Here is a 12143-nt window from a genome sequence, read left to right on the forward strand (position 1 = left end):
TAAAAATGCATAGAATAATTGAACAGAATACTGAAAAATTAATAGAAGAAGTTCTTGAAGTATATCCTGAAAAAACAAAAAAAGAAAGGAGAAAACATTTATTATCCAATGACCCTGAATGCACTCCCTCAACCTGCGGGCTTAAGTCTAATGTCAAGTCAAGACCCGGTGTAATGACCTCAAGGGGATGTGCCTATGCAGGTTCAAAGGGAGTTGTATGGGGACCGATAAAAGACATGGTTCATATAAGTCACGGTCCTGTGGGTTGCGGACAGTATAGTTGGTGGTCAAGAAGAAACTACTATAACGGAATAACTGGAATAAATGCCTTTGGAACAATGCATATTACTTCCGATTTTCAGGAAAATGACATTGTTTTCGGAGGAGATAAAAAACTTGAACAGCTTTGCAGAGAGATTAAAGAGATGTTTCCTTTGGCTAAGGGTATTAGCATCCAGTGTGAATGCCCTGTTGGTCTTATAGGCGATGATATTGAGTCTGTTGCAAGAAAGATGACTAAGGAGCTTGGAATACCTGTGATACCTGTCCGTTGCGAAGGCTTCAGAGGAGTAAGTCAGTCTCTTGGACATCACATAGCCAATGACAGCATAAGAGACTGGGTTCTTGGAAAGGTAAAGGGAGTTTTAGAGAAGGAAACTCCCTATGATGTTCTTATTCTTGGTGACTATAACATTGGTGGAGAGGCTTGGGCTTCAAGAAAAATTCTTGAAGAGATGGGACTTAGAGTTATTGCACAGATACCCGGAGATTGTACTCTTAATGAGCTAACTATGCTACCAAGACCAAAGTTAATTCTGGTTCACTGCTACAGGTCAACAAACTATATTGCCCGTTATCTTGAGGAAAACTATGAGATTCCTTGGATGGAGTACAACTTTTTTGGCCCAACTAAGATATATGAAAGCATGAGAAAAATAGCACGGAATTTTGATGATAAAATCATGGAAAAGACAGAGAAAACCATTGAAAAGTATAAACCTCTTATGGACCAAGTAATAGAAAAATACAGACCCAGACTGGAGGGTAAAAAGGTAATGCTTTATGTTGGAGGATTAAGACCAAGACATATTGTTGGTGCCTATGAGGACTTAGGAATGACAGTTATTGCTACAGGATATGAGTTTGCACATAGGGATGACTATGAGAGAACATATCCTCAGTTGGCAAAAAATGCACTTTTGTATGATGATCCATCTCACTATGAACTTGAAAAATTTGCAGAGGCTTTAAAGCCAGACTTAGTAGGCTCAGGAATTAAGGAGAAATATGTATATCATAAAATGGGAATTCCGTTCAGACAGATGCATTCTTGGGATTATTCAGGACCGTATCACGGATTTGATGGCTTTCCTGTTTTTGCCCGTGACATGGATATGGCTATAAACAATCCTTCATGGAAATTGATAAGGAGGAAAACAAAATGAAAATAAAAGACCATGTAGAACTTTATAAAAGTGATGAGTACAAAAGAATTTTTGAGAGTAAAAAGGAGTTTGAAATCCCTTGCACAGATGAGGAAGTTCAAAAGGTTTTGGAGTACACAAAAACGCCAGAATACAGAGAGAAAAATTTTGCTCGCAAGGCTCTGACAATCAATCCTGCTAAGGCATGCCAGCCACTTGGTGCAGTGCTTTGTGCATTAGGATTCAAGGACACATTGCCATTTGTTCATGGTTCTCAGGGCTGTGTTGCTTATTTCAGAAGTCATCTGAGCAGACATTTTAAAGAGCCTGTGCCAGCTGTATCAACCTCAATGACAGAGGATGCAGCGGTATTTGGAGGTTTGAATAATCTTGTTGAGGGACTTGAAAATGCCTATGCGCTCTATAAACCAAAGATGTTTGCGATCTCAACCACATGTATGGCTGAGGTTATTGGAGATGATTTAAATGCGTTTATCAAGAAAGCAAAAAAACAAGGAGTAATCCCTGAGGAAATTTTTACTCCCTATGCCAACACACCAAGCTTTACAGGTTCCCATATAAATGGCTATGATGCGATGTTAAAAGGAATTTTAAGTTATATGACAGCTGGATTGAAACCTGTTCAGACTGAAAAGATAAATCTTATTTTAGGATTTGACACATACACTGGTAACTACAGGGAAGTCAAAAGAATTCTCAGTATGATGGGTGTTAATCATATTCTTCTTAGTGATATCAGTGATCATCTTGATGCTCCAAATACTGGTGAATATCAGATGTATTCAGGTGGAACAACTCTTGAGGATTTAAGGGATTCAATCAATTCAACAGCAACTGTTGCTCTTCAGAAGTATTCAACACAGAAAACAGGTGAGTTTATAAAGGAAGTTTGGAGGCAGCCTTTTGTAAACATTCCCTATCCTATCGGTATAACTAATACGGATTTATTTATTGATGTTATCAGTCAGCTCACAAACAAGCCTATTCCAGAAGAGTTGATTGAAGAGAGAGGAAGAGTAATTGATGCCATGATTGACTCCTATGCTTATATTCATGGAAAAAGATTTGCGCTCATCGGAGACCCTGACCTTCTGCTTGGTTTATTAAGCTTTATTCTTGAGCTTGGTGGTATTCCTGTTCATATCGTTTGCACTAATGGCGATGAGGACTTTGAAAGACAAGCCTATTCAATTCTTCAAAGAGAGCCTCTTTTTGGCACAGAGGGTAAGGTTTACATAAAAAAGGATATGTGGCATCTGCGTTCTCTTCTTTTTACAGAACCTGTTGATCTGCTTATTGGCAATTCTTATTGCAAGGCTTTATGGAAAGATACTGATATTCCGCTTATCAGGGTTGGTTTTCCAATATTTGATAGGCATCACATGCACAGATATCCAATTATTGGATACAGTGGTGCTCTCAACCTTCTGACACTTATGGTCAATACTGTTCTTGATGAGATGGATAGACAGACAAAGGACTCCCCAAGTTTTGACGTAATAAGGTAGGTGCAATATGTTGCTTTCTACAATAAATAAGACAGATGAAATACAAAAAAAGGAAAAAATCTGCAGGGCAAGAGGAGGAGAATCCTGCGCTTTTGATGGTGCAATGATTGTGTTACAACCAATTGCCGATGCAGTTCATCTTGTGCATGGTCCTATTTCTTGCTGTGCTAACTCTTGGCAGGGCAGAGGAACAGTATCAGAAAGGGGCATTTTTCATAAAATGGGTTTTACCACTGACCTTTCTGAACTTGACATAATCTTGGGAACAGAGAGAAAACTTTTAAAAGCTATTGAGCATATTGTGTTGAATATCAAACCTTCTGCTATTTTTGTCTATTCAACCTGTGCTACAGGACTTCTTGGAGAGGACATAGAAAAGATTTGCCTTGAGGCAACAGAAAAATTCAATACTGATGTTATTCCTGTTAATGCACCGGGCTTTATAGGACCAAAAAATTTGGGAAACCGCATAGCAGGCGAAGTTCTTCTTGATTATGTTATTGGAAAGCAAGAGCCACCTGATTTTGGTGAAAGAGACATCAATCTGATTGGAGAATACAACATCGCTGGAGAGCAAGTATTTATAGAATCTTTGCTTCAAAAGGCGGGTTTCAGAATTCTTTCAAGAATTACAGGTAACTCTCGCTACAGAGAGATAAAGTGGGCTCATAGAGCCAAGCTTAATGTTATTGTATGCAGCAGAGCCCTTGTAAATATTGGGATTGAGATGGAGAAAAGATACGGCATACCATTTGTGGAAGTCTCATTTTTCGGCAAAACAGAGATTGCCAATGCTCTTAGGAAGATGGTTTCTTTTTTCCCTAAAGATAGAAGACTTGCGGAAAAAGTGGAAAAACTGATTAAGCATGAGGAGAGAAAACTTCAAAGCCAACTTTCTCATTATGAATCACTCAAAGGCAAAAGAGTTGTGCTTTATACAGGTGGCGTTAAGTCTTGGTCAATGATATCTGCTTTGAATGATTTGGGGCTTGATGTAGTTGCAGTGGGTATAAAGAAAAGCACATATGAGGATGAAAAAAGAATAAGAGAGTTGGTGAGTGATAACTGCATTCTTTTTGAAGATACTTCTTCGGCAAACATCTTGAAAATAATGAAAGAGACCAAAGCAGACATCCTCGTTGCAGGAGGCAGAAACCAATATCTGGCTATCAAAGAAGGGTTTCCCTTTGTAGATGTCAATCAGGAAAGACACAGAGCCTATGCAGGATATAGAGGTTTAGTGAACCTTGCAGAAGACATAAGCAGAGCATTGAGTTTTTACTCCTCAAGAGAATTTTCAAAACTTTTGATTAAAAGGAGTGAGGAGGATATCTTTATTGATCCATTAAAAAATGCTCCCTTTATTGGTGCTGTTATGGCTTTACAGGGAATTGAAAGCGCAGCTCCTCTGCTTCATACAACTCAGGGATGTAATTTTTTAGGAAAGGTTCTTCTTATCAAACATTTTAGAGAGCCTATATCAATGTTTAGCACAAAAATTTTCACTGAAGAAGTTGTTATGGGAGGGATGGAGAAACTAAAAAGCACAATTGAAAACTTAAGAGAAAAAGGAGCAAGACTGATAGCAGTCATAACAGGAGCGATTTCTCATATCAAGGGAGAGGAAATTAGTGAGGATATTGTAAATCAGTTGGAAGACAGTGGCTTAAAATTAATACACATTCCTCTTCCTGATTATAGAGGAAGTTTGCAAAGAGGATACAAAGAGGCAGTAGAAAAAATTTTAGGTTTAATTCCGTCAAAGGAGATTATGCAGAAAAAAGGACAGATCAATATTATTGCCGGTCACCATCTCACACCTCAGGATTTTTCAGAAATTAAAGAGATTTCTGAGCTTTTTGGACTAAAACCTATCATACTGCCAGAGCTTTCAAGCCTTGATGGAAGCAGTTCATTCTCAGGAATAGCCAAAGGAGGTGTTACTTTAGAAGATATTGAGAGAATGGGAGACTCAGAGTTTACATTGGTTTTAGGAGATAGCCTGAGTTCATTAGGTAAGCTTTTGAAAGAAAGATTTGGCATAGAATATAGGGTATTCAGAAGCTTAACAGGGATAAGAGCTAACGATGAATTTGTTGAAACTCTCTCACTAATCAGTGGAAGAAAAATTCCAGATAAGCTTCAGAGAGACAGGAAAATCCTGATAGATACAATGCGAGATGCTCAATTCTTTCTTACAGGCAAAAAAGTCGCCCTTGCCCTTGAATCCGACAATGTTTTTCATCTATCCAATCTTCTTTTGGATATGGGCATGCAACTTAAGTCAGTTGTATTGCCTGAAAACACAGAAAATGCTGAATTCATTTCAGCAGAGGAGGTCATCATCGGTTCTTTAAGTAGCATTAAAGGCAAATATGACCTGCTTATTTCAAACAGTCATGCTCATAGAAATGCGAAAAGACTGAGAGTGCCTCTTTATGAGATGGGTTTCCCGGTATATAAAAATTTCGGATATTCACAGAAACTCACGATTGGCTATAGAGGTAGCATCAATATTATATGTGATTTGGTCAATTTATTAATGAAGGAGGGACACCTATGAAAATCGCTTTTGCATCAACGGATGGCATAAATGTTAATGAGCACTTTGGAAGATGTGGTCAGTTTGTAATTTATGAAATTGACAGAAATGGTTACAGATTTTCAGAAATTAGAAAATTTTCAGAAGGTAGGGACAGCAAAATTGAAGACAGTAAGGATATGCCTGAAGTTCACAATGATTTGGTGTGGGACAAAGTAAAGGCTCTTTCAGATTGCAAGATTGTTTTTATAACAGAAATTGGACCACCATCTGCTGCAAGACTTTCTCAAAAAGGCATGATGCCTCTTAAAGTAAAGGAGGGAACAACAATAGAGGAATGCATTGAAAAACTTCTCTCAACACTAAAAACTTCGCCACCGCCGTGGCTTAAAAAATTAATAAACAAGGAGGAAGGACAATGAAAATGATTAGGGCATTTATAAGACCAGAAAAAGAGCAGGAGGTTGTTCTTGCATTAGAAGGAGCAGGATTTCCTTCACTTACCAAAATGCCAGTTTTTGGTAGAGGAAAACAGAAGGGACTTCAAGTTGGACCAGTTCATTACGATGAACTTCCAAAGACATTGATTATGATGGTAGTGGATGATGAGGATGTTGATAGGGTAATTGCCATTATAAATGATAAAGCCCGCACAGGATTTATTGGTGATGGAAAAATATTTGTAAGCCCTGTAGAAAGGTCATTTACAATTAGAACAGGGGAGGAGGGACTATGAAAGAGATTATAGCCATAATCAGAAGAGATAAAACTCCAGAGACAAAAAGAGCCCTTGAAGAGATTGGTTTTCCGTCATTAACTCTTCAAGGTGTTGAGGGTAGAGGAAAGCAAAAGGGCGACACATGCATAGAAGAGATGGACTCGGATCTGCCAGAGAGCTTTTGCACAGCTGTAAAGCTTAAACCAACTCCTTCAAAATACGCTCTTGAGCATTCTTTACAGAAGGTTGCTCTTTTTGTGCCAAAGAGAATGATAACTATGATTGTGCCAGATGATATGGTAGAAAATATTGTTGAGACAATAATAAGAGTGAACAAATCAGGGAAACATGGCGATGGAAAAATATTTGTTTGCCCTATTGAGCAAGCAATTAGAATAAGAACAGGAGAAACAGATGAAAAAGCCATTTCTTGATGCTGAGATATTGAAAAAGCATCCATGTTTTTCAAAGGAGGCACATAAAAAATATGGCAGAGTACATCTGCCCGTTGCGCCTAATTGTAACATAAGCTGTAATTATTGTGATAGAAGATATGACTGCGTCAATGAATCAAGACCCGGCGTATCAAGCAGGATTTTGACTCCCTATGAAGCACTTGAGAGGCTGAGTATCATCATGGATAGAGAAAGGATTTCTGTTGTAGGCGTTGCTGGTCCGGGTGATGCTCTGGCAAATGACAGCACCTTTGAATTTTTCAAGCTGGTTAGAAAAGAGTTCCCGGGAATCAATCTCTGCCTTTCAACAAATGGGCTTCTTTTGCCTGAAAAAATTGAACTTCTACAGGAGTTGAATATTCAGACAATTACAGTAACCATTAATGCAGTCCATAAATCTGTAGCTGAAAAAATTTATTCTTGGATTAATCATAAAGGCAAATTGCTGAGAGGTAAAGAGGCAATTGAAATGCTAATTGAAAATCAATGGACAGGCTTGAAAATGCTTACTGAAAAAGGGTTCTATGTAAAAATTAATTCAGTGTTAATTCCGGGTATAAATGAGGAAGAAATAGAATGCATAGCAAAAAAAGCAAATGAATTAAAAGTCACAGTGATGAATATTATACCGCTTATTCCTAATGGCAGGTTTAAAAATATAGTAAGACCATCTCACGCTTTGGTAGAGAAGGTAAGGTCAAACGCAGAGAGATTCATTCCTCAAATCAGGCATTGCAAACAATGCAGAGCAGATGCACTTGGCAGACTTGAAGAGGAAAAGGACATAGAACTTGAACTTTTAAACACAGCATTAGCTTTTGATTACTGCGATTCTGTATGATTTATCATTGTATAGGCTTGGCTTTCTCATGATTGACAAAAATGTGAGCATCTTGTATATCTAAGATAATTTTCAACGCCCCTCCCCAAAACTATGATACAAGATGCTCACATTACCCAAAAATAGAGATTTACAAGCGTCACTGTGGGACCCCCTGTTGCGAGCAATAGCGTAGCAATCTGGGGCGAAGCGTTCTCTAATAAGGCTTTATGGGAAAATAAAGACGAGATTGCTTCGCTACGCTCGCAATGACCTCCTTGTCGTCATTGCTAACACTTTATTTGTCGTCATTGCGAATTCTTTCCTTGTCGTCATAGCGAGGAGCGCTAGCGACGAAGCAATCTCATTCCTTTGAAGGGAAAAAGAAAAGATTGCCACGCATCCTTCGGATGCTCGCAATGACAGAAAAAAGGAATGCGTCGCAATGATGAGACAACGAAAATGAAGAAAAGAGATTACTTAAGGAATAAAGTCCTTCGCAATTACAAAAAATAGGATTCGTCATGATAGAAAATAATCTATAATTAAAACAATCCAAAATCTAAAATCCATCATTCACAATTCTCTAATCACCATGCACTAATCTCCGACCACCAATCAGAGACCGCTTCGCCTTCTTTAGAGGCTCGTAGGGACAATGTGTTGGAGTGCTTCGTTCGCAACAGGGAGGCTTGCATTGACAAGGGGAGTTATATGAAGGCTCGCAGTGATTAAGAGCCTAAGGCTTCCAGTGATGGAGTGGACGATTAACATGCTATCCCTTGCAAAAGATAGACTCACAGTGAAGTGTTTCTATCTATTTTTTTGTTTGGACAAATGAAAATTACAATTTTGTAAAACTATACAAAATTGTAGCTTATATTAAACTTTAAAATCCTTTAATTTCAATCATTTCATTTTGGCATGCTTTTAGCATTATTTTTTATAAAAATAAAAAAGGAGGTAGCATCATGAAAAGTTTCAGGTATTTGGTAGTGGCGTTAGTTGTTCTTATCTCTTTCTCTTTTGTTTATGCTGAAGAGGCAAAGCAGGAAGAGGACAAGGTTACTGGTTCTGTTGGTTTAGGTGTTTACAACAGGTACATTTTCAGGGGTTATGAGCTGAGTTCAGGAAGCGTTGTTATTCAACCATCAGTCACAGTTTCTTACAAGGGTTTTTCAGTTAATTACTGGGGAAACATTGACACTAATGAAAGGCAAACTCAGAGTTTTGTTCCTGACAGGCCGGGAAGAAAAAGCTTTAATGAATCTGACCTTACACTCAGTTACACATTCAATCCCATTGACAAGCTTTCTCTTACTGCTGGTTACATTTACTACGGAACAAAGTATACTGATGAGACAGAAGAACTCTTCCTAAGCGCGACTTATGATGTGATTTCTAAACCTACCCTTACAATTTATCGTGATATCTCAACTTATCCCAGTACTTATATTAATCTCTCATTTTCCCATTCCTTTGAGGTCTACAAGGACATAACCCTTGACCTTGCAGCTTCATTTGGATATTTCAAAGGAGATGATAGCTACTGGAGAACCTATGAAAGAAGCACAGGAGAGTACACAGGCAAAAAATACAGCGGATTTCACGATGGAAAACTTCAAGCTGGATTTACCATTCCAATTACAAAGAACTTAACAGTTCAGCCTGTTGTTCAGTACTGGTTTCCACTTTCAAACAAGGCAAAAAGAATTGTTGACGGCAATCCTTACAATCCCAATGGACACCTTGATGACACTTGGGTAACAGGAATCAATATAACATTTAGCTTTTAAAGGAGGGCAAAATGAAAAAATTTTTAAGTATTTTATTTCTAATTACGATGTTTTTAACAATTTCATCAGGCTTGCTTTTTGCCGAGGAGGCACAACCTCCTCAGCAAAAGCTGGATACAGGAGATACTGCATGGATGATTATGGCAACAGCCCTTGTTATGCTCATGACTGTTCCAGGACTTGCACTGTTTTATGGTGGACTGGCAAGGAGAAAAAATGTTCTTAACACAATTGCTATGAGCTTTGTTGCTTACTGCTTGGTTAGTTTACTTTGGATTGCTTTTGGATACTCACTTACTTTTTCAGGTGATATTGCGGGAGTAATTGGTTACTTAGATAAGGCTTTTTTGTCAGGACTTAAGGTAGATTCATTGCAAGGCACTATACCTGAGGTTTTATTTGTTGTATTTCAGCTTACATTTGCAGCAATTACAGTTGCACTGATAAGTGGTGCTTATGTTGAGAGAATGAAGTTTTCAGCATGGGTTTTGTTTTCAATTCTCTGGATGAGTCTTGTTTATGTTCCTGTGGCACACTGGGTATGGGGTGGAGGATTTCTTGCAGAGATGGGTGCACTTGATTTTGCAGGTGGAACAGTTGTCCACATAAATGCAGGTATTGCAGCTTTGGTTGGAGTGCTTATTCTTGGTAAGAGAAAAAATACTGTTCTTCTACCTAATAATCTAACCCTTGTTGCAATTGGTGCTGGACTTTTGTGGTTTGGATGGTTTGGATTTAATGCTGGAAGTGCTGTTGCATCCAATGGACTTGCTGCGCAGGCTTTCATTAATACAAATACAGCAACAGCAGTAGCTGCCCTTAGCTGGATGTTTACTGAGTGGGCTATGACAAAAAAACCTACGGTATTGGGAATTGCATCAGGAATGATTGCTGGACTTGTTGCTATTACTCCTGCTGCAGGATTTGTCAATGTTGTGGGTTCTATCATAATTGGAGCTTTGGCAGGATTTCTGTGCTACTTTAGCGTTGCTAAAATGAAACCAAAAATAGGTTATGACGATGCCCTTGATGTATTTGGAATTCACGGAGTTGCTGGAATAATTGGTGCAATCCTTACAGGAGTATTTGCAGACCCAGCAATCAATGAAGCTGGCAAAGGGCTTTTGTACGGTAATCCAGCTCAACTTTGGACACAGACATTGGCAGTTCTTGTAACAATAGTTTACACAGGAGTTATGACTGCACTGATATTCTTAATCATACGGATATTCATGAAAATAAGGGTCAAAGAGGAAGAAGAAATCATTGGACTTGACTCATCAGCACATGGTGAAAAAGCTTATAATTTACTATAAAAGGAGGTAAAACATGAAAAAGATTGAAGCCATAATACAGCCCTTTAAATTTGAAGAAGTCAAAGAAGCTCTTGTTTTTGCAGGCATTCAGGGAATGACAGTTTATGAAGTGAATGGATTTGGAAGACAGAAGGGTCACATTGAAATATACAGAGGCTCTGAGATAGAGGTTCACTTTATCCCTAAAATGAAAATTGAAGTTGTTGTGCCTGATGAGATGGTTGAGAAGGTTGTGGAAGTATTTCAGAAGAAGGCATACACAGGAAATGTTGGTGATGGTAAGATTTTCATCCTACCAGTTGAGGATGCTATAAGAATAAGAACTAAGGAGCGTGGGGAGCAGGCAATATAAAATTCTAATAAACATTAAACTTGAACATTCGGCAGGAAATCCCCTTCCTGCCGATTTTTATTTTATGTTTAACCTAAATTGAGCGATTTTTTATAAAACCCTTAATATCCCTGTTTATTTTTCTCTATTAATGCGAATCTCACCAAAGCCGTGGTGTTTATTCAATATAATGCTTGAAAGTCAACAATTTAGATTTAACCTCATGCTAAAATAATACATCACAAAAAATTTTTTGGGAGGATACTATGGAGCTAAATCCTGAAAAAGAAGTGATTGAGACACTTGCAAAAATAATGCTTGTTTCAGCAAGAACAGCACCAAAGGCAAAGGGAGAGGATGAAATTGTAACAGGAATTGTAACTCCTGAGGAAAAGCAGGCTTTGGCTGAGGAGATGGAAAAGATTGCAGAAAGGGGAGAAGCTTACAAATTCTTCAAAAGAGATGCACAAAATGTAAGGGATGCTGAAGCAGTTATTTTAATTGGACTTAATTTTAAAAAGCCAGCAGGAGTAAATTGTGGTGCTTGTGGATATGACTGTAACAGTATTTTAAAACAAAAGGGACACAAGAGTGACTATTCAGGACCAGTATGTACAATAAGAGCTATAGATTTAGGTATTGCAATAGGCTCCCTTGTCTCAGTTGCTAAAGAATTTGGGGTGGACAATAGAGTTATGTGCACCATTGGCGTTGCTGCTAAAAATCTTGAACTTATGGATGCCCAGATAATTTTAGGCGTTCCATTAAGTGTAAAAGGTAAAAACATTTTCTTTGACAGAAAGCCTATTTGATTTTTTGAAAATCAACCTATAATTCAAAAATAAATTGAGCGATTTGCTATAAAACCTCTTCTTTATATCATAGCAATTCTCAGTGAAGGTGATGCGTGGGAATCTCTTTTTTATCCCAAAAGAGAGAGCATTTCGGCTTGCGATGCAAGTCTCGTAATGACGAGAGAAGGCTCTGTAAGCCGAAGGCGTAGCAGTATCACCGTTATATGAGAAGGGAAAGGCGAGATTGCTTCGCAGAAGCTCGCAATGACAATGAGGGAGGCACCCGCAAGGACCTCACCCTGTCATTGCGAGGCATCCGTTAGGATACCGAAGAAATCTCTCTGTCGGACGAAAAGGAAAATGGCGAAATTTATTGGTTGCGGAGACTGTAGATAGCCAAAGACGTGACGACCTCTTT

The 12143-nt window shown here is 38.4% G+C and carries 11 protein-coding genes; all 11 read left to right on the forward strand.

From position 1 onward, the window contains the following. Nucleotides 1–5: 5 nt before the first annotated feature. A complete protein-coding gene (nifD, locus tag ACYQ3P_RS07215; protein WP_460177253.1) occupies nucleotides 6–1445 on the forward strand; it encodes a nitrogenase molybdenum-iron protein alpha chain in 1440 nt (479 codons plus the stop codon). Next, entirely contained in the window at nucleotides 1442–2953 is a 1512-nt protein-coding gene (nifK, locus tag ACYQ3P_RS07220) for a nitrogenase molybdenum-iron protein subunit beta (protein WP_460177254.1), read from the forward strand. The genes nifD and nifK overlap by 4 nt, the downstream gene beginning before the upstream one ends. Nucleotides 2954–2960: 7 nt before the next feature. Continuing rightward, complete coding sequence (nifE, locus tag ACYQ3P_RS07225; RefSeq protein ID WP_460177255.1) at nucleotides 2961–5516, forward strand: nitrogenase iron-molybdenum cofactor biosynthesis protein NifE; 2556 nt, start codon at nucleotides 2961–2963, stop codon at nucleotides 5514–5516. After that, entirely contained in the window at nucleotides 5513–5917 is a 405-nt protein-coding gene (nifX, locus tag ACYQ3P_RS07230) for a nitrogen fixation protein NifX (protein ID WP_460177256.1), read from the forward strand. Before nifE ends, nifX begins: the two co-directional genes overlap by 4 nt. After that, nucleotides 5914–6231, forward strand: coding sequence for a P-II family nitrogen regulator (locus ACYQ3P_RS07235; RefSeq protein WP_460177257.1), 318 nt, complete (start codon nucleotides 5914–5916; stop codon nucleotides 6229–6231). The genes nifX and ACYQ3P_RS07235 overlap by 4 nt, the downstream gene beginning before the upstream one ends. Continuing rightward, a complete protein-coding gene (locus ACYQ3P_RS07240) occupies nucleotides 6228–6647 on the forward strand; it encodes a P-II family nitrogen regulator (protein ID WP_460177258.1) in 420 nt (139 codons plus the stop codon). The genes ACYQ3P_RS07235 and ACYQ3P_RS07240 overlap by 4 nt, the downstream gene beginning before the upstream one ends. Next, nucleotides 6628–7509 carry a radical SAM protein gene (locus ACYQ3P_RS07245; protein ID WP_460177259.1) on the forward strand — a complete coding sequence of 294 codons (882 nt, stop codon included), beginning with the start codon at nucleotides 6628–6630 and terminating at the stop codon, nucleotides 7507–7509. The genes ACYQ3P_RS07240 and ACYQ3P_RS07245 overlap by 20 nt, the downstream gene beginning before the upstream one ends. Before the next feature lie 950 nt (nucleotides 7510–8459). Beyond that, entirely contained in the window at nucleotides 8460–9284 is an 825-nt protein-coding gene (locus ACYQ3P_RS07250; protein WP_460177260.1) for a TorF family putative porin, read from the forward strand. Between the two features lie 11 nt (nucleotides 9285–9295). Further along, the gene (locus tag ACYQ3P_RS07255) at nucleotides 9296–10600 is read left to right on the forward strand and encodes an ammonium transporter (RefSeq protein ID WP_460177261.1); all 1305 of its coding nucleotides are present in this window, start codon (nucleotides 9296–9298) and stop codon (nucleotides 10598–10600) included. Between the two features lie 13 nt (nucleotides 10601–10613). After that, the gene (locus ACYQ3P_RS07260) at nucleotides 10614–10952 is read left to right on the forward strand and encodes a P-II family nitrogen regulator (RefSeq protein ID WP_460177262.1); all 339 of its coding nucleotides are present in this window, start codon (nucleotides 10614–10616) and stop codon (nucleotides 10950–10952) included. A 245-nt stretch (nucleotides 10953–11197) separates the two neighbouring features. Beyond that, entirely contained in the window at nucleotides 11198–11743 is a 546-nt protein-coding gene (locus tag ACYQ3P_RS07265; RefSeq protein WP_460177263.1) for a ferredoxin domain-containing protein, read from the forward strand. The last annotated feature ends 400 nt before the right edge of the window (nucleotides 11744–12143 follow it).

The organism is Thermodesulfovibrio hydrogeniphilus (genome assembly GCF_054657355.1).